We start from the raw sequence: 17,328 nt of genomic DNA on the forward strand, positions 1-17,328 counted from the left end.
CTACCTTGACGGTCACACTACACTCTCACACAATGGCACCAAGCGGTCTCGTTAAGTCATTGTAATTACGGGAGATAACTCGCTCCGTGGAGGTTCGAGTCCTCTTGGCCGCACCAACACAGTTGTGTTGGTGCTCAATTGTCGGGTGACGGCGAGGGAATTTCCGCCGGCCCTGTCCATCGAAAGCGCGATGGACGTCGTCCGGGTGAGAGAGGCTCGAGGCCGATCTCCGCATGCGTGCGTGAGATCGCAAAACTCTCTTGTCTGACGGTGTCCCGCAGGACGAACCGTGGCGCGGCAGGTGCGTTGATCCGGAGTTCTCTCTTGAGCCCGGACCCGTGATGACCGACAGCCCGCCGCCCGATCCTCATGCCCCGAAATCCGTGAACGTCTCCGAGCCTTGGACGCGCGCCTACTGGGCCCGCTACTTCGAGGTGCCCGTGGAGGAGATCGAGGCCGCCGTCGCCGCCGTCGGCGAGGCCCCCTCCGATGTGGCCGACCGCCTCGGCAAGAGCTGGCCGGCGCGGGATGGCGGCGGCATCGTCTGAGTTCGCCACGCGTTTCAGCCGCCCTCTTCCCGGCGGCACGTCGGGGTACGTCTGGGGTTTCACAGCTCCGGGCCGAACAGATCGACGGTGACGAAGCCGCGCGCCTCCATCCGTTCGGCCAGGACCCGGCGGTGGCAGCGGGCCGGGTCGCGCTCGAAGCAGAGCAGGCAGGTCGGACTGCGGGCCGCGAGATCGCACAGGGCGTCGAGGGCGAGGCCGCCATCGGCCGTATCGAGCACCTCCTCGCAGTAGATCTTGCGCATCAAGGCCGCGTCGTCGGCCCGCGCCGCCTGGCGACCCGCCTTCGGGGTGCCGAGGCTGCGGGCGTGCGCGTAGGACAGGCCAGCCGCCTCGAGCCCGGCCTTGAGGGCGCCTTTCGAGAATCCGCGCTTGCGCGAGTTCGCCACGGCGCGGACGTCGGCGAGGGTGCCGACCCCGGCATCCGTCAACGCGAGGGTGAACCGCTCGAGGTCGAGACCTTCGTAGCCGATGGTGAACACAGTCTTGCGCATGCGAACCCTTGAGCAAAGGACGAGACGTGACCGGGACTTAGGCGATCCGTGGGGTCGATGGCGACCCTTCGGGGCGCCCCGTATGTGGCTGTGACGCCATGCCTTCCCGAAAAGCGCCGCAATGCCGTCAAAGCTCTGTTAACTGCGCACCGGCAACCGTGGTCCCATGTTGCGTGCGTGGAAAGAGATGGGTCGGGCATCGATGTCGAGGACGAACGGGACCGCGAACCTCCTCGCCCCCCGCCGTGACGGCCGGATGGGCGCGCTCCGTTGGGTGGCGCGCGCGACGGGCCTCGCCCTCGCGGCTTCCCTCGCCGCCTGCTCCGGCAGCACCGATTTCTACCCCACCAAGGGCGACGTGAAGCCCCATCCGGGGGTCGCCCGGGCCAAGCAGCATCCGGTGCAGGGCATCGACATCTCGAAATGGCAGGGGCCGGTCGATTGGGCGTCCGTGCGCGCCGCCGGCACTCAGTTCGCCTTCATCAAGGCCACGGAGGGCGGCGACCACGTCGACGAGCGGTTCCGCGCCAACTGGGACGGCGCGGCGCGGGCCGGCGTGCCGCGCGGGGCCTACCACTTCGTGTTCTGGTGCCGCTCGGCCCAGGACCAGATGGCGTGGTTCAAGAAGAACGTTCCGGCCGATCCCACCGCCCTTCCCCCTGTCCTCGACGTGGAGTGGAACGGCCATTCGCAGCTCTGCCCGAAGAAGCTGCCGAAGGCGCAGGCCCTTTCCATGATCCGCTACATGCTCGACGAGATGGAGCGCTACACGGGTAAGCGACCGATCATCTACACCGACATCACCTTCCACAAGGACGTCTTGGAGGACGAACTCCTGGATTATCCGCACTGGGTCCGGTCCACGGCGGCCGAGCCGGAGCAGCGTTTCGCCAAGCGCCGGTGGATGCTCTGGCAGTTCACCTCCACGGGCCGGGTGCCGGGCGTGCGCGGCGACGTCGACCGCAACGCCTTCTACGGCTCGACGGCCGAATGGGCCTCGTTCCTCTCCACCGCCTGTGATCCGCGCGACCACGGCATGCTGTCGAACCGGGGCCTCTGCACCGACAAATAGGTGTCTTGGACGATCGGTCCGATCCGATTTCCGCGTTCCGGCGCGGAGATCGGATCGTGCTGTTCGAGCGAAGCCGGCCTTCGCTTGTGAGCCCGCCCATCATCGTAGATCCGACGGCATCCGGCGCGCTCGCGGGGGCTCACGCGGTGATCCGGGCTTTCTCACACGCGCGCGGTCTCAGGCCGCTGCGGAACTGACCAAGCCGAGAACCGCGCCGTAGTGGCAGGCCGTGGCGGCGAGCACGAAGGCGTGCCAGATGGCGTTCTGGTACGGCAGGCTGCGCCAGACGTGGAACACCACCCCGAAGGAATAGAGCAGACCGCCGAGGGCGATGAGCCACAGGGCGGCGGGTGGAAGCCGGGCGATCACGGATTCGTAAGCCGCCAGTCCGCTCCAACCCAGAAGCAGGTAGAGGCCGATGGCGGCCCGGTCGAACCGGCCCGGCAGGGTCAACTTCAGGGCGATGCCGATACCCGCCACGAGCCAGACCCCGGCGAGCAGGCCCCAGGCGACGGCGCCGGTGCCCACGAGGGCGACCAGGGGCGTGTAGGTGCCGGCGATCATGAGGTAGATGAGGGCGTGGTCGGCGCGGCGCAGCAGCCACTTGCGGCGCCCCACGGGCCACATGTTGTAGGTGGCCGAGACGCCGAGCATCGACACGAGGGCGGCGGCGTAGACCGCGACGGCCGCCTGGTCCAGGGCCGGCAGGGGCGAGAGCGCCGCCAGGATGACGATGGCGATGGCCCCGGCGAGCCCGGAGGCGACGCCGAGGAAGTGTATCAATCCGTCGGCGAGCAGTTCGCGGCGGGTGTAATCCCATCTCAGCCCAGCGGGCCGTCCATCCTCTGCCAGGAACATCGCTGACTCCCATCGGTCATGGGAAGGCTACGCTTGGCTTTGCCCAAGTGTTCCCAACATACATCGAGGATGGATGCCATACACAGGCGAACTCTCGCCGCACTGCACGCGGGCGGGGCGTCGGGCGGGCGATCAGCCGGCGACGAGGCCCGTATAACGGCTGGCGATGACGACGGCCCAGGCGAAGCCGAGGGCGCCGGTGAGGCCGAACACGATCCGGCGCGTGTGCCGGTCGCGCTTGTGGCGCCGCGGGGTCGGCTTCTTCGGCGCGGCTTCGTCCGTCGATGCGGTGGGGGTCATCGGCGTGGGTGTCATGGGGGGGTGGTCCTCGTTCGTTGTGCGCGGGCGAACGCAGCGTCCCGAGCGTGGCTCGGACATCAACGTCCGGGATGCGATCCGGTTCGCTGCAGCGCAATAAAGCGTCCGACCGAACGATGCCGTTTCCGGCTAAGGATGGGAAGGGAGGGTCTCTCGGGGCCGTGCGTCCCGTCACCGGGCGTGCGGACGGCCCGGATGAAAACCGGACCGCGGCAGCGCAGGATCAGGCGGCGCGACCGTTCCAGGCCTCGAACCCGAAGGCGGGCGCCGTCTCGGGCCGCATCGGAAGCGGCGTCACCACGGGGCTGAGGCGGGCATGGACGGTGGCCATCGTCAGCACCGCCATGGCGAAGACCTGATGGCTCAGGCCGGCCCAGAGCGGGACGGCGAGGAGCAGGGTCGTCACCCCGAGGGCGGCCTGGGCCAGGACGAGGCCGGCGATGCCCGTGGCCCGCCGCGCCGCGCCGCTGCCCGGCAGGGTCCGGCGGGCATCGACGGCGTGGAAGATCGCCACGACGAGGAGGAGATAGGCCGTCAGGCGGTGGTTGAGCTGCACCAGGGCGTGATTGTCGACGAAGTTCTCGATCCAGGGGCGGACGGCGAAGAGTTCGCCGAGCGGCGGCGCGAAGGCGCCGTCCATGTCCGGCCAGGTGTTGTAGACGAGCCCGGCCTTCGAGCCGGCGACGAGGCCGCCGAGGAAGATCTGCGCGAGGGCGAGCACCACGATGGCCTTCGCGGTCCCCCCGACCCGGGCCGTCACCGGCGGCGCCGGCTCGGCCCGCAGGCCGGCGGCGAGCCAGACGAGGCCGGCGAGGATGAGGCTCGCGGTGGTGAGGTGCAGGGCGAGCTTGAGGGGCGCCACCGCGGTCATGCCGGGCTGGAGGCCGGATGCCACCATGATCCAGCCGATGGCGCCCTGAAGGCCACCGAGGAGGCCGAGGCCGAGGAGCCCGAGCCCCAGGCGGCGGCTGAGGCGCCCGCTCGCCCAGAACCAGAGGAAGGGGAGAAAGAACGCGAGGCCGACGAAGCGCCCGAGCAGGCGATGCCCCCATTCCCAGGCGTAGATCGTCTTGAAGTCCGACAGGCCCATCCCCTGGTTGAGGATGCGGTATTGCGGCGTGTCCCGATATTTGTCGAATTCGGCCATCCAGGCTTCGTTCGAGAGGGGCGGCACGGCGCCGGTCACCGGCCGCCATTCGGTGATGGAGAGGCCGGAGCCGGTGAGGCGAGTCGCTCCGCCCACCGCCACCATGGCGACCACGAGGGCGGCCAGCACGTAGAGCCACACGCGAACGGCGCGGTCGCCGTTGTCACGGCCGGCTGCATTCCCCAGCATCATCGCGCTCTTCCCCATCCGGCCGCTCGAATCCTCGAACGGGAGGTAGACGCGGGCGCCCGCGAGGGCAACGCCGCCGGGCGACGCAGCGGCGTCCCTATTCGGCGGCGGCGAGTTCGCGGCTGCGATTCAGGGCGAGGAGATCGAGAACGGCCACCACCAGCCAGGGGCAAGCGATGCCAATGAAGAAAGCCATCTGAGTCGCCCCGTTCCCGCGCGAAGATGCCCGATGATAGGCGAGTCGCGGCGCGTCGCAAGCGATCAAACCGAGCCGTGGATTCGGGGCCTTGGCGTGCCTCACCACACTCCCGTCCCTGGACGGTCCGCGCTCTGGCGACGACGGTGCGGCGGGAGTTTGGTGGATGGCACTCAGATGGGGCCGGTGGCTCCGAAGCCCCAGCGCAGGGCGAGCCAGACCAGCACGCCGGCCCCGAGGAGACGCCGCCACGGATTGACGCCGCGCAGGAGTTCGTCGGCGGCCCAGACGACGAGGGCCAGGCTGCCGGCACCCCTTACCACGGTTCCGACGGTCCCGGCCGGGGCGAAGGCCCAATCGATCACGGCGCAGAGGCCGAACAGCGTCAGGGGCGCGTTGGGCCACTGCGCGATGGTGATCTCACCGGTGTGGCGGTTGCGCAGGAACCAGTCGACGGCGCTCAGATGCCCCGCGCCCCATCGGCGTCGCGCAGGGGCTGGCACAGCGTCGGGCTCACCTTGTCGAGGTGCTCACAGGCATGGTCGAGGTACCAGCGGCGCAGGTCCGGCTGGCTCGGCGCCACGTAGAGGGCCACGAGAACGAACCCGATGGCTCCGAGAAGGGCGAGGGTGAGGATGTTGCGCATGGTCTCGCTCCGGGTCTCGCGGACGATTCCCGCCCCGTCTTTCACCACGCGACGGCCGAAAAAGAAACAGCCTGCCGCCGCGGGAACGGCAGACAGACTGCAAGAGGCTCGGGAGGAATCGAGGCGCTGAGACCTGTTTCTCAAACGGACCGAGACGGGGATCGGTTCCTGTCAAGCCGACGAAAAAGCGCGGTCGTCCCGAGGCCGGTGGAGGTCCGGTTTCGGTTGGGAGCCATGCGGGGCCTCGGCTTGCCAAGCCGTGCCCGCGCGCCCATCTCAGCCCCGTGCCGGTGGCGATGCCTGTCGCTCGACCGGAGACGGCCATGGGACGGTCCGGGAGACGCCGCCTTCCGCGCCGCCGCGTGGCCGTCGGCTTTTCCGCGATTCTCAGCGTCCGAGTACCGTTCCGTCATGGCCAAGCGCACCAAATCGAAACCGCAGGAGCGGGGCTCCGTCCTGTTCGACGTTCTCTACGAAGACGAGTCCCGCGCCTCGAACCGCCGCGTCCCCATGGAGATCCTCGGCGGCCTCGACGGCGACGCGCCGGCCCGCGACCTCATCGAGGAGCAGGACCGCGCCATCTCCGAAAAGTCGGGTCGCCCCATGAAGTCGATCCGCAGCCTGACCCGCTCGCCGGCCCGTGCCCCGAGCAGCGGCGACGACGATTGACCCCACGGCCTCGCCGGGCCTCCACCCGGCGAGGCATCCCGCATCGGGCCCGGTGTCCAGTCGCTCAAGCCTTCTTCAGGAACTGGGTCTTCAGCACCAAGCCCTTGACCTTCTCGGCATTGCACTCGATCTCGTCGGGATCGTCCGTGAGGCGGATGTTCTTGATCAGTGTCCCGCGCTTCAGGGTCGCGGATGTGCCCTTCACCTTCAGGTCCTTGATGAGGGTCACCGAATCGCCGTCGGCGAGCTTAGTGCCGTTGGAATCTTTCGTGTCGTCCATCGTCGTCTCTTAAGGTCAGTCCATGGGGGGCGTGTAGGGCCGTCCCGCCTCGGTCAGGGCGCGGTCCACGGCCTCGATGGCGAGGAGGATGCGGGTCAGATCCTCGGCGGCCGAGGCGGCGGCGAGTTCGCTGGCGCCGATCCGCTTGCACAGGGCGCTGCGTTGCCGAGCCAGACTCTCACGGGCCCGGTTCAGATCGCGGATGTCGTCGGGCGTCATGGTTCGTCCCCTCGGGTCGTTGCGCGAACCGGACGGTTCGTCCGGTCGCCCCCGTGCGATGCCGCGTTTGCGCGCTTGACGCAATGTCGCATCACGCGCCCCCGCCCCGCCCGCGACGGGACCGGAACGGTCTTCAGAACAGCATCCCCTGCGCATCGGCGTCACTGGAGCGCGGTCGATTCCTCCTGCGGCGTGTCCGGCGGCGTCGTGGCCCCTCGCGGCTGGCTCAACGGGACGACGAGGTCCGGCCCGTCGTTGCGGGCGTCGTTGACGCGTGGGCTCACGGGATCGAGGGTCAGCCAATCCTCGGGGCATGGCCGGCACAGGGCGGTGGCCGCCGCCGGTTCGATGCCGCGCGTGTCGAGCCAGGGCTCCACCTGGTCGGGCGACAGGATCGCCGGCATGCGGTCGTGCACCGCCGCCATGGTGCCGTTGGCCCCGGTGGTGACGATGGCCGCCGTGTCGATCTCCGACCCGTCGGCCCCGAGCCAGTTCTCCCACAGGCCGGCGAGCACCATGGGGGCGCCGTCGGCGCGGCGGATCATGAACGGGGTCTTGATCGCCGCCTTACCCGTGCCTTCCCGGCGCCACTCGTAGAACCCGTCGGCGAGGAAGACGCAGCGGCGGTGGCGCAGCGCCCCGCGAAAGGTCGGCTTCTCCTGGATCGTCTCGACCCGGGCGTTGATGACGAGGGGAAACCCCTTGGGGTCCTTGAGCCAGCTCGGCCACAGGCCCCAGCGCACGAGGCGGAACTGACGGCGGCCGTTCTCTTGGAGAACGACGGGGACCGGCTGGGTCGGGGCGATGTTGTACCGGGCCGGAAAGTTCGGCTGTTCGGCATAGCCGTAGAACCGCCGGTAGATCTCCGGTGATTGGGAGGCGAAGTAGCGACCGCACATGGGGAACCACCGGGAGTTCGTTCGGGCGAGGCGACGGGCGCCCTAAAGCCACCGCTTCCAGCGGAAGAACACGTAGGGCAGCACGGCGGCCACCACCATCATCACCACCGCCATGGGGTAGCCGAAGTTCCAGTCGAGCTCCGGCATGGCCTTGAAGTTCATGCCGTAGATCGACGCGATCAGGGTCGGCGGCATGAACACCACCGCCATGACCGAGAACAGCTTGATGATGTTGTTCTGCTCCAGGTTCACGAGACCGAGGGTCGCGTCGAGGAGGAACTGGATCTTCGAGGACAGGAAGGTGGCGTGCTCTTCGAGGGACTGAAGATCGCGCAGGGTCGAGCGCACGTCCTCGCGCAATTCGCGCGGCGCCTTGGTGGTGCGGTAGGTGGCCGAGAGCGAGAGCAGGATGCGCTCCATGGAGACGAGGCTCTCGCGCTGCTTCGAGATGAGGTCGCCGTGGCGCCCGAGGGCCCGGAGCGTGTCCTGCAGGGCGGTGTTGCGGGCGCTCGGATCGGCCTTCTCCTCGAAGATCTTGCCCGACAGCCGGTCGATGCGCTCGCCCTGGAGCTGGAGCACATCGGCGGCCCGGTCGATCACCGTCTCGATGAGGCCGGCCAGGATGGTCTCGCCCGACGGCACGGCCGAGGGGCCGTTGCCCGTGGAGCGCCCGGCCCGCTGGGTGTACATCCGGAATGCCTGCGGCTCCTCGTAGCGCACGGTGACGAGGCGGTTGCCGCGCAGGATGAAGGTGATGCCGGCGAGCCCCGGCTCGTCGCCGTCGCTCACCTTGCTCAGGACCCGGCCGGTCATGTAGCGCGCCCCGTCCTCGACATAGAGGAGTTCGGAGGGCTCGATGTCCTTCATCTCCTCGCGGGTCGGCACCGAGATGCCCATGAACGCCTCGACCTTCAGGTCCTCCTCCCGCGTCGGGCGGATCATGTCGAGCCATACGGTGTCGTCGGGGATGGCGTCCTGCAATTCGAGGGAACGGCGCTCGAGCAGGGTCTGCCCGGCGCCGGCGACCGGCTGGTGGATGAAGATCACGGATGGCGTCTCAGGCGAAGGCCCCGGGAGGCGGTGAACTCGCATCCGGCACGAAGAAGTCCGGAGCAAGGGGGACATCCGGTGTGACGCGGTATTTTGTAAAGTCCGTGACACCCTGTTCGGCGAGGAAGCTGTCGTCGATGAGGAAGCGCCCCGTGGTCTCGCGGGCGGGCAGGCGGAACAGGGCGTGGGCCGCGTCGGCGATGATCTCCGGCGTGCGGCTCGCCTGCATCAGGGCCTCGCCCCCGAGGAGGTTCTTCACCGCCGCCGTCGCGATGGTGGTGCGCGGCCACAGGGCATTGACGGCGATGCCCTGGCGCCTGAGTTCGCCAGCCAATCCCAGGACGCAGAGCGACATGCCGAACTTCGCCATGGTGTAGGCGAGGTGCGGCGCGAACCACTTCTCCGCCATGTCGAGGGGCGGCGACAGCATGAGGATGTGGGGGTTCTCGGCCATTTCGAGATGCGGGATCGCGTATTTCGAGACCATGTAGGTGCCGCGGGTATTGATCTGATGCATGAGGTCGAAGCGCTTCATTTCCGTCTGCGGCGTGCGGGTGAGCGAGATGGCGCTGGCGTTGTTCACCACGATATCGATGCCGCCGAAGGTCTCGGCGGTTTTCGCGATGGCTCCCGCGACACTGTCCTCGTCGCGGACATCCACCAGCAGGGGCAGCGCCCTTCCCCCGGCCGCCTCGATGGCGGCGGCGGCGGTGTGGATGGTGCCCTCCAGTTTCGGATGCGGCGTGTCGGTCTTCGCCGCGATGGCGACGTTGGCGCCGTCGCGGGCCGCCCGCAGGCCGATGGCGAGGCCGATGCCGCGCGAGGCACCGGTGATGAACAGGGTCTTGCCGCTTAGTGACATGCCGTCCTCTCAAGGTCCGATGTGGAAGCGCGCCGGCCGGGTGCCGTCGGCGTCGGTGAAGCCGTAGCGGGCGGCGAGGTCGCCCGCGTGCAGGATGCGCCCGGCGAGGGCCGCGACCTGCGGGTCGCCCGCCAGGGCCGCAAGCGCCCGGCCGGCATAGAGCGGGCTCTCCGTGGCGAGGTCGCCGTGGCCGACATCGACCACACGCTCCGTGCGGACGAAGCCCGGCGACAGGCCGAGGGCCGTGACGCCGTGCGGCGCCAGTTCCTGGGCGCAGGCATAGGCGAGGCGGTTGGTGGTCGCCTTGGCGAGGTCGTAGAACACGTCGCCGAGGTAGCCGGGCGCGGTGTCGAACGACACGAAGGCGAGGAGCCCGGATTTTGCCGCCACCATGGCGGGGGCCACCGCCCGTGCCAGGAGGAGGCCCGGATACGGCCCGGTGCCGAAGAAGTCCGCGAACGGCTCGGCCGAACGGCGCCAGAATGGCGTGCCCCAGGCGGCCCCATCGGGATAGCGTTCGCCGTCATAGCCTTCCGATCCGCCCCAGACGCTGGCGACGGCGACATCGATGCGGCCGAAGCGGCGCAGGGCCCAGTGGACCAGGGTATCGACGGCCCGCTCGCTGGTGTGATCGCAAAGGTAGTGGTGACCGGACCCGCCGGCGGCGTCGACGATCCGGGCGGTGTCCTCGATGGTCTCGGGCCGCCCCTCCGTGCGCGGGCCGGTCTCGCTGGACCGGGCGGTGACGATCACCGTGGCGCCGGCCTCGCCGAGCGCCTGCGCGATCCCACGCCCGACCCCCCGCGACGCCCCGGCGACGAGGCAGATTTTCCGGCGCAGATCCGGGGTCACCCCTTCCGCGCCCGGTTGAGGAAGGCCGCGAAGGCGGCCTGCGCCTCGGGCGAGCGCAGGCGCGCCTCGAAGGCCACGGCCTCCGTCTCGACGGCGGCTTCGAGGGCCGATTGATCGCCCCGGATCAACGCGCGGGTCGCCTGGAGCGGCCCCGGCGGCAGGGCGGCGAGGCGGGCGGCCTTGGTCATCGCGTGCTCGACGAGGAGGTCGGACGGAATCACCGCGTTGGCGAGGCCGAGGCGCACGGCCTCGTCGGCCCCGTAGGGTTCGCAGAACAGCAGGATTTCGGTGGCGCGCGGCAGGCCGACCCGGCGCGGCAGGAGGTAGCTCGACCCCGCTTCCGGCACGAGGCCGAGTTCCACGAACGGCATCCGGAAATTGGCCGCCGGGCTCACATAGACGAGGTCGCAATGCAGGGTGAGCGTCGCGCCGATGCCCACCGCGATCCCGTCGACGGCCGCCACCAGGGGCGTGCGGGTGCGGGCGAGCTGGCGGATGAACCGCAGGGCGGGCGACTGCTCGAAGGGATGGCGCGATGCCTCCACGAAATCCGAGAGGTCGTTGCCGGCGCTGAACGCCCCGGGGCCGCCGGCGAACACCACGGCGCCGATGGCCTCCGAGCCGTCGGCCTCCGCCAGGGCCTCGCGCAGGGCCTCGTACATGGCGCCCGTGAGGGCGTTCTTCTTGTCCGGCCGGTCGAGCCGGATAAGGCGGACGGGGCCGGTATCCTGGATGACGACGTGCTCGGTCATGGGTGTGTCCTCGGCTGTCTCGCGGCACGCCGCCTATCCCCCTCTCCCCTGCGGGAGAGGGGTTTCTCGGTCACCCCGCCAGCGCAAGGGCCGCCGTTTCGGTGAAGGCGCCACCGTCCATCACGCTGTCGGCGAGGCCGGCCGCCGCCGTCAGCTCGTTCTCGGCGAAGAACCGCGCCAGGGCGATGCGGGCCGCGTGGGCCGGATCGGTGTCGCCGGCCTGGAGGGCGGCCCGCGCCGCGCGCGCGGCCTGGGCGAGGCAGGCCGCGCCCTGGACGAGGCCGAACAGGCGTAGGTACGGGCTCGCTCCGGCCAGCGCCGCCTCGGGCCGGTTGGACGTCAGCGCCCGGAGCTGGAAGCTCGTCGCCCGGTCGAGGGCTTCGATGCCGGCGCGCAGGCGCGCGCCCATCTGGCCGTAGGCCGGGTCGGCGTCCTTGAGCAGGCCCTCGGCCACCCGGCGCTGCGACGCGATCTGCGCCCGCACCGTGGCGCCGTCCCGCAGCGGCAGCTTGCGGGTGACGAGGTCGATGGCCTGGATGCCGTTGGTGCCCTCGTAGATCCCGAGGATGCGGGCATCGCGCATGTGCTGGGCGGCGCCCGTCTCCTCGACGAAGCCCATGCCGCCATGGACCTGCACGCCGAGCGACGTGACCTCGTTGGCGATGTCCGTGGAGAACGCCTTGGCGACGGGAGTGAGGAGCGAGGCGCGGTCATGGGCCGCCTGCCCCTCCGGGCCATGCGCCGCGTCGAGGGCGGCGGCCGTGAGGTAACAGATGCCGCGCGACGCCGCCGTATAGGACTTCATGGCGAGCAGCATGCGCTGCACGTCGGCGTGCTCGACGATGGCGCTGGTGGCCTGCGCCCCCGGCGCCTTGCCCTGGCGGCGCTCACGGGCATAGGCCAGCGCCGCCTGCGTCGCCCGCTCGGCGATGCCGACGCCCTGCAGGCCGACATTGAGCCGGGCCGAGTTCATCATCGTGAACATGCAGGCGAGGCCCCGGTTCTCCTCGCCGATGAGCCAGCCGATGGCGCCGCCCGCGTCGCCGAAGGCCATGGAGCAGGTCGGCGAGCCGTGGATGCCGAGCTTGTGCTCCAGCCCCGAGCACCGCAGGTCGTTGCGGCTGCCGTCGGGCAGCACCTTCGGCACGAGGAACAGCGAGATGCCGCGGGTGCCGGCGGGCGCATCCTTCAGGCGGGCGAGGACGAGGTGGACGATGTTATCGGACAGGTCGTGCTCGCCATACGTGATGTAGATCTTGGCGCCGACGATGCGGTAGCGGCCGTCGCCCATGGGCTCGGCGCGGCTGCGCAGGAGGGCGAGGTCGGAGCCGGCCTGCGGCTCCGTCAGGTTCATGGTAGCGGTCCACTCGCCCGAGACGAGCTTGCCGAGGTAGCGCGTCTTCAGGTCGTCCGAGCCGTGCTGGGCCAGGGCCTCGATGCCGCCGGCCGTGAGCAGGGGGCACAGGCCGAAGGCGATGCTGGCGCCGTTCCACATCTCCGTGCAGGCGGCGTTGAGGAGGAGCGGCAGGCCCTGCCCGCCATGCTCGGGATCGGCCGAGAGGCCGTTCCAACCGCCTTCGATCCAGGTCCGATACGCCTCCTTCCAACCGGGGGGCGTCGTGACGGCGCCGTCCGCGAACGGCGTCCCGTGGCGGTCGCCGATCCGGTTCAGGGGGGCGATGACCCCGTCCGCCACGCGGGCGGCCTCCTCCAGAATGGTGCGGGCATCGTCGGGGGTGAGGTCGTCGCCGAGCACCGCATCGAGCCCGGCGACGTGGCGCAGGGCGAACAGCATGTCGGAGACCGGGGCACGGTAGGTCATGGGGCTCCCTCAGAACCGTTTTCTGGTGTCGCGCTTCTCTTCGCGCGCTTCGATCCCTGTTTGACGTAAGGGCGGCCCCGGCGCTAGAGCACCCCCAAGCGTGACGCCGGGGGGCCTTAAGCTTCGACCATGCAACGACTTAAGCCCTCTCCGGTGGGAAGAATCAGGGCGGTCGCCGCAGCGGTTCCGGAGATAGTTTAGATATGAACGATCTCGGGTCAAGCCTGCGCCTAGTGCCCGATGCCGACGGCCTCGCCGAGGCGGCGCGGCTGCTCTCGGCGGGGCGCACCGTCGCGTTCCCCACGGAGACGGTCTACGGCCTCGGGGCCGACGCCTCCGATCCGGTCGCCGTGGCCCGCATCTACGCGGCGAAGGAGCGGCCGAGCTTCAATCCCCTCATCGCGCATCTGGCCGAGACCGCCGCGGCCAAGGCGCAGGGCGTGTTCGACGACGCGGCGTCCCGCCTCGCCGGGGCGTTCTGGCCCGGCCCCCTCACCCTGGTGGTCCCGGCCGGTCCCGCCTGCACGGTGTGCGACCTCGCCCGCGCCGGCCTCGCGAGCGTGGCCCTGCGGGTGCCGGGAAACGCCATCGCGCGCGATCTCCTGGCCCGCGTCGGCCGCCCCGTGGCGGCGCCCTCGGCCAATCGCTCGGGCCGGGTCAGCCCCACCTGCGCGGCCCATGTGCTGGCCGATCTCGACGGGCGGATCGATGCGGTTCTCGACGGCGGCACCGCCCCCGTGGGGGTCGAATCGACGGTGGTGGCCTGCCTCGGCGGCCCGCCGCGCCTCCTGCGGCCGGGCGGGGTGACGCGGGCCGAACTGGAGCGGGTGCTGGGCTACGCCCTCGCGGGGGTCGAGGCGGAGAATGCGGCGGCCCCCATCGGGCCGGGGCTGCTCGCCTCGCATTATGCCCCCCGCGCCCGCGTGCGCCTCGATGCCACAACCGCAGTGTTCGCAGAGGCGGTCCTACGCTTCGGCGGCGTGCCCGAGGCCACGGAGGCTCCGGCGGTGTTCGATCTCAGCCCGACGGGAAACCTCGCGGAGGCCGCCGCGAACCTGTTCTCCGCCCTGCGGCTGCTCGATGCCTCGGGGGCCGAGACCATCGCCGTCGCGCCGATCCCGCGGGGCGGCCTCGGCGAGGCGATCAACGACCGCCTGCGCCGGGCCGCCGCGCCCCGCTGAAACTTTTTCAAAACGTTTGGGAACTCTTCGGCGGATGGGCCGTTTTCCCGGCTCGAAGGCCAGTTCAGCCCCCAATGGCCTTTCGCCTTTCAAGGCTCGGAGCGATCCGAGCCTTTTTTCTTGGGCGCTCAGCCCGCGAGCTTGGCCGCGATCCCGGCGACGTGGCGGCCCTGAAAGCGGGCGCCGGCCAGATCCGTGGCGCTCGGCTGGCGCGAGCCGTCGCCGTCGGCCAAGGTCGTGGCGCCGTAGGGCGAGCCGCCCTTCACCTCATCGACGCCCATCTGACCCTGGAACGCGTAGGGCAGGCCCACCACCACCATGCCGTGGTGCAGCAGCACCGTGTGGAAGCTCGTCAGCGTGGTCTCCTGGCCGCCATGCTGGCTCGCCGTCGAGGTGAAGGCCGAGCCGACCTTGCCCACGAGGGCGCCCTTGGCCCACAGGCCGCCGGTCTGGTCGATGAACTGCTTCATCTGCGCTGCCATGTTGCCGTAGCGGGTCGGCGTGCCGAAGATGATGGCGTCGTAGCCCGGCAACTCGTCCACGGTGGCGATGGGGGCGGCCTGATCGAGCTTGTAATGCGACTGCCGGGCGACCTCTTCCGGCACCAGCTCGGGCACGCGCTTGATCGTGACCTCGGCGCCCGTCTCGCGCGCACCCTCGGCGACGGCCTCGGCCATCTTCTCCACGTGGCCCCACGACGAATAGTACAGCACCAGAACCTTGGTCATCGCGTCGTCTCCTCGCAAATCACGCCCCGAACCGGGGTTCGTGTCGCCTTATCGCCCGGAAACGGCTTTGCGAAAATGCCCTGTCGTGCAAGAGCGATCTTGCAATTTCGCAAGGCATGGCGGCCATGGATTGGGACGACTTTCGCCTCGTGCGCGCCGTGGCGGAGGCCGGTGGACTGACGCGGGCGGCCGAGCGTCTCGGCATCAACCCCTCGACGGCGTTCCGCCGCCTCGCCGGGATCGAAGCGAACCTCGACACCGCCCTGTTCGACCGTCACCGGGCCGGCTACGTGCCGACGGCGGCGGGTCTCGCCATGATGGCGGCGGCCGCCCGCATGGCCGGCGACGTCGAACGCTTCACCCGCGAACTCGCGGGACAGGACCGCAATCCCGTCGGTGAGTTGCGGATCACCGCCCCGGCGAGCCTCGTCGCCGACATGCTGATGCCGGCGCTGGGGCGCTTCACGCGAACCTATCCGGGCCTGCGCCTCCACATGGTGGTGGCGGAAGAGGCCCTGAACCTCTCCCGCCGCGACGCCGACGTGGCCCTGCGCGCCAGCGACGCCCCGCCCGCGACCCTGGTGGGGCGCCGCCTCGCCACCATCGCGTGGGCGCTCTACGGCCGGGCGGATCTCGCCGGTTCGAAGCTGGACGAATGCCCCTGGGTGGTGCCGAGCGACGGGGTCGCGGCCGGGCGTTTCACTCGGTTCTGCGAGAACCGGGGCGCCGGCGAGCGCGTCGTCCTCACCCTCAACACGGTGCTTGGCCTGCGCGAGGCCGTGGAAGCCGGGCTCGGCATCGGCCCCCTGCCCTGCTGGTCGGCGGATGGCCGCCCCGGCCTCATCCGGCTGTCGGGCCTGGAGCCCGAACTCGGCGCCGGTCTCTGGCTCCTCACCCACCCGGATCTGCGCCATTCGGCACGGGTGCGGGCGTTCATGGATTTCATGGCGGAGGAGATCGCGGCCCTGCGCCCCCGGATCGAGGGCACGACGATTCCCCGGTGACGGCGAGCTACCTCGTCTCGACGATCTCGATCTCCTGGCCGTTCACCTCCACGGCGTCGCCAACGCCCTTGCCCGTCAGCGCCCGGGCCAGGGGCGAGACATAGGCGATGCTGCCCTTGGCCGGGTCGGCCTCGTCCTCGCCGACGATGCGGAAGGTCTGACGGCTGTCGTCCGCGCGCAGAATGGTCACGGTGGACCCGAACCGCACGACGTCGCCGGGCTCGACCTCCACGAGTTGGGCGGAGCCGAGGCGCGCCGTCCAGTAGGCGAGGTCGCGGGTGATCCGGGCTTCGTCCGCCTTGGCGTCCGGCGTCAGGGCCGAGAACGCGTCGCGCAGGCGCGCGACTTCCGCTTCGATCTGCGCCAACCCCTCGGGGGTCACGAAATTCGGGTGCTCGGAGATCGGACGATCGGGAAGGTCCTCGAAGGCTTCGCCGCCTTCGGGTTCTTTGACGAATGCTCTGCTCATGAAACCAGCAATGCGCCGACCCCGTGTGCGGTTCCGCTCACGAAACGGTCACCACCGTACGGCCGCGCACATCCCCGGCCAGGATGGTCTCGGCGACGCCGTCGACCTCCGAGAGGGGAACCGTCGTGGTCATGGCGGCGAGCGCCTCGCGGTCGAGGTCGCGGGCCAGGCGGTCCCAGGCCGCCCGGCGCTTCGGCTGGGGCGTCGTCACGCTGTTGATGCCGAGGAGCGACACGCCGCGCAGGATGAACGGCGCCACGGAGGCCGGGAGATCCATGCCCTGCGCGAGGCCGCAGGCCGCGACCGCCCCGTCGGCCTTGGTCCCGGCCAGGACGTTGGCGAGGGTGTGGGAGCCGACGACGTCCACGGCCGCCGCCCAGCGTTCCTTGGCGAGGGGCTTGCCGGCCTGCGCCAGGCTCGCCCGGTCGAGGAGTTCGTTGGCGCCGAGGCCGAACAGATAATCCGCCTCCGTCGCCCGGCCGGTGGCGGCGATGACCCGCCAACCGGCCCGCGCCAGGAGCGCCACCGCCACGGAGCCGACCCCGCCCGAAGCGCCCGTGACCAGGGCCGGGCCGTCCTCCGGGCGGACGCCGTGATGTTCGAGGGCCATGAGGCAGAGCATCGCCGTGTAGCCGGCGGTGCCGATGGCCATGGCTTCGGCGCCGCTCAAGCCCTCGGGCAGGGGCACGAGCCAATCGCCCTTCACCCGCGCCCGCTCGGCATATCCACCGAAATGCGATTCGCCGACACCCCAGCCCGTGAGGATCACGCCGTCGCCGGGGGCGTAGTCGGGGTGGGTCGAGGTCTCGACCACTCCTGCGAAATCGATGCCCGGGATCATCGGGAACCGGCGCACGATGGGCGAGCGACCCGTGAGGGCGAGACCGTCCTTGTAGTTCACCGTGCTGTGGGTGACCCGGACGGTGACGTCGCCGTCCATGAGGTCGGCGTCGTCGCGCTCGCCGAAGGTCAGGGATTGCCCCGTCGCGGTCTTGTCGACCACCCATGCCCTGAACCGGCCCATCGACATCTCCCGTCACCCGTTCGGGAAGGTA

At 70.3% G+C, this 17,328-nt stretch carries 22 protein-coding genes; 5 read left to right on the plus strand and 17 right to left on the minus strand.

The genetic code is table 11. The features are described from left to right. Positions 1-341 precede the first annotated feature (341 nt). Complete coding sequence (locus BM249_RS07675; RefSeq protein WP_091970576.1) at positions 342-548, plus strand: DUF3606 domain-containing protein; 207 nt, start codon at positions 342-344, stop codon at positions 546-548. A gap of 59 nt (positions 549-607) precedes the next feature. On the opposite strand, the gene BM249_RS07680 is transcribed toward BM249_RS07675, so the two are convergent. Next, positions 608-1,060, minus strand: coding sequence for a DUF488 domain-containing protein (locus tag BM249_RS07680; RefSeq protein WP_091970578.1), 453 nt, complete (start codon positions 1,058-1,060; stop codon positions 608-610). A 256-nt stretch (positions 1,061-1,316) separates the two neighbouring features. Here BM249_RS07680 and BM249_RS07685 point away from each other — a divergent pair, with 256 nt between their 5' ends. Then, positions 1,317-2,132 (plus strand): glycoside hydrolase family 25 protein, encoded by an 816-nt coding sequence (locus tag BM249_RS07685; protein WP_091970844.1) that lies wholly within the window; start codon positions 1,317-1,319, stop codon positions 2,130-2,132. Between the two features lie 177 nt (positions 2,133-2,309). On the opposite strand, the gene trhA is transcribed toward BM249_RS07685, so the two are convergent. The 5 genes from trhA to BM249_RS07705 all read right to left on the minus strand — a co-directional run bounded on the left by trhA (position 2,310) and on the right by BM249_RS07705 (position 5,486). Beyond that, a complete protein-coding gene (gene trhA / locus BM249_RS07690; protein WP_091970580.1) occupies positions 2,310-2,990 on the minus strand; it encodes a PAQR family membrane homeostasis protein TrhA in 681 nt (226 codons plus the stop codon). 132 nt (positions 2,991-3,122) lie between these two features. Next, the gene (locus BM249_RS21185) at positions 3,123-3,305 is read right to left on the minus strand and encodes a hypothetical protein (protein WP_143103709.1); all 183 of its coding nucleotides are present in this window, start codon (positions 3,303-3,305) and stop codon (positions 3,123-3,125) included. A gap of 226 nt (positions 3,306-3,531) precedes the next feature. Then, a complete protein-coding gene (locus BM249_RS07695; RefSeq protein WP_091970582.1) occupies positions 3,532-4,662 on the minus strand; it encodes a COX15/CtaA family protein in 1,131 nt (376 codons plus the stop codon). A gap of 351 nt (positions 4,663-5,013) precedes the next feature. Continuing rightward, a complete protein-coding gene (locus tag BM249_RS07700) occupies positions 5,014-5,343 on the minus strand; it encodes a hypothetical protein (RefSeq protein WP_244528639.1) in 330 nt (109 codons plus the stop codon). Further along, positions 5,301-5,486, minus strand: coding sequence for a hypothetical protein (locus tag BM249_RS07705; protein WP_091970583.1), 186 nt, complete (start codon positions 5,484-5,486; stop codon positions 5,301-5,303). Before BM249_RS07705 ends, BM249_RS07700 begins: the two co-directional genes overlap by 43 nt. A gap of 411 nt (positions 5,487-5,897) precedes the next feature. On the opposite strand from BM249_RS07705, the gene BM249_RS07710 reads away from it, so the two are divergent. Beyond that, complete coding sequence (locus BM249_RS07710) at positions 5,898-6,155, plus strand: hypothetical protein (RefSeq protein ID WP_091970584.1); 258 nt, start codon at positions 5,898-5,900, stop codon at positions 6,153-6,155. A gap of 64 nt (positions 6,156-6,219) precedes the next feature. On the opposite strand, the gene BM249_RS07715 is transcribed toward BM249_RS07710, so the two are convergent. The 8 genes from BM249_RS07715 to BM249_RS07750 form a co-directional block, all read right to left on the minus strand. Beyond that, on the minus strand, positions 6,220-6,435 hold the full coding sequence (locus BM249_RS07715; protein ID WP_091970585.1) for an alkylphosphonate utilization protein: 216 nt from the start codon (positions 6,433-6,435) through the stop codon (positions 6,220-6,222). A gap of 15 nt (positions 6,436-6,450) precedes the next feature. Beyond that, positions 6,451-6,654 carry a hypothetical protein gene (locus tag BM249_RS07720; protein WP_091970586.1) on the minus strand — a complete coding sequence of 68 codons (204 nt, stop codon included), beginning with the start codon at positions 6,652-6,654 and terminating at the stop codon, positions 6,451-6,453. A gap of 161 nt (positions 6,655-6,815) precedes the next feature. After that, the gene (locus tag BM249_RS07725; RefSeq protein WP_091970587.1) at positions 6,816-7,553 is read right to left on the minus strand and encodes an SOS response-associated peptidase; all 738 of its coding nucleotides are present in this window, start codon (positions 7,551-7,553) and stop codon (positions 6,816-6,818) included. A 42-nt stretch (positions 7,554-7,595) separates the two neighbouring features. Next, the gene (locus BM249_RS07730) at positions 7,596-8,600 is read right to left on the minus strand and encodes a magnesium transporter CorA family protein (protein ID WP_091970588.1); all 1,005 of its coding nucleotides are present in this window, start codon (positions 8,598-8,600) and stop codon (positions 7,596-7,598) included. A gap of 10 nt (positions 8,601-8,610) precedes the next feature. After that, the gene (locus BM249_RS07735) at positions 8,611-9,465 is read right to left on the minus strand and encodes an SDR family oxidoreductase (protein WP_091970589.1); all 855 of its coding nucleotides are present in this window, start codon (positions 9,463-9,465) and stop codon (positions 8,611-8,613) included. Between the two features lie 9 nt (positions 9,466-9,474). Further along, a complete protein-coding gene (locus BM249_RS07740) occupies positions 9,475-10,317 on the minus strand; it encodes an SDR family NAD(P)-dependent oxidoreductase (RefSeq protein ID WP_091970590.1) in 843 nt (280 codons plus the stop codon). Further along, the gene (locus BM249_RS07745) at positions 10,314-11,069 is read right to left on the minus strand and encodes an enoyl-CoA hydratase-related protein (protein WP_091970591.1); all 756 of its coding nucleotides are present in this window, start codon (positions 11,067-11,069) and stop codon (positions 10,314-10,316) included. Before BM249_RS07745 ends, BM249_RS07740 begins: the two co-directional genes overlap by 4 nt. 70 nt (positions 11,070-11,139) lie before the next feature. Continuing rightward, a complete protein-coding gene (locus tag BM249_RS07750; protein ID WP_091970593.1) occupies positions 11,140-12,891 on the minus strand; it encodes an acyl-CoA dehydrogenase in 1,752 nt (583 codons plus the stop codon). Between the two features lie 203 nt (positions 12,892-13,094). Here BM249_RS07750 and BM249_RS07755 point away from each other — a divergent pair, with 203 nt between their 5' ends. After that, a complete protein-coding gene (locus BM249_RS07755; protein ID WP_091970595.1) occupies positions 13,095-14,072 on the plus strand; it encodes an L-threonylcarbamoyladenylate synthase in 978 nt (325 codons plus the stop codon). 128 nt (positions 14,073-14,200) lie between these two features. On the opposite strand, the gene wrbA is transcribed toward BM249_RS07755, so the two are convergent. Continuing rightward, positions 14,201-14,800 (minus strand): NAD(P)H:quinone oxidoreductase, encoded by a 600-nt coding sequence (wrbA, locus tag BM249_RS07760; RefSeq protein ID WP_091970598.1) that lies wholly within the window; start codon positions 14,798-14,800, stop codon positions 14,201-14,203. A 125-nt stretch (positions 14,801-14,925) separates the two neighbouring features. On the opposite strand from wrbA, the gene BM249_RS07765 reads away from it, so the two are divergent. Continuing rightward, a complete protein-coding gene (locus BM249_RS07765) occupies positions 14,926-15,804 on the plus strand; it encodes a LysR family transcriptional regulator (protein ID WP_091970847.1) in 879 nt (292 codons plus the stop codon). A 7-nt stretch (positions 15,805-15,811) separates the two neighbouring features. Here the strand turns inward: BM249_RS07765 and greA are convergent, their stop codons facing one another. Together greA and acuI are read right to left on the minus strand one after the other, a co-directional pair. Beyond that, complete coding sequence (gene greA, locus BM249_RS07770; RefSeq protein WP_091970600.1) at positions 15,812-16,273, minus strand: transcription elongation factor GreA; 462 nt, start codon at positions 16,271-16,273, stop codon at positions 15,812-15,814. A 37-nt stretch (positions 16,274-16,310) separates the two neighbouring features. Next, the gene (gene acuI / locus BM249_RS07775) at positions 16,311-17,297 is read right to left on the minus strand and encodes an acrylyl-CoA reductase (NADPH) (protein WP_091970849.1); all 987 of its coding nucleotides are present in this window, start codon (positions 17,295-17,297) and stop codon (positions 16,311-16,313) included. Positions 17,298-17,328: the final 31 nt, after the last annotated feature.

It is taken from the genome of Methylobacterium gossipiicola, assembly GCF_900113485.1.
Taxonomy (GTDB): Bacteria; Pseudomonadota; Alphaproteobacteria; order Rhizobiales; family Beijerinckiaceae; genus Methylobacterium; species Methylobacterium gossipiicola.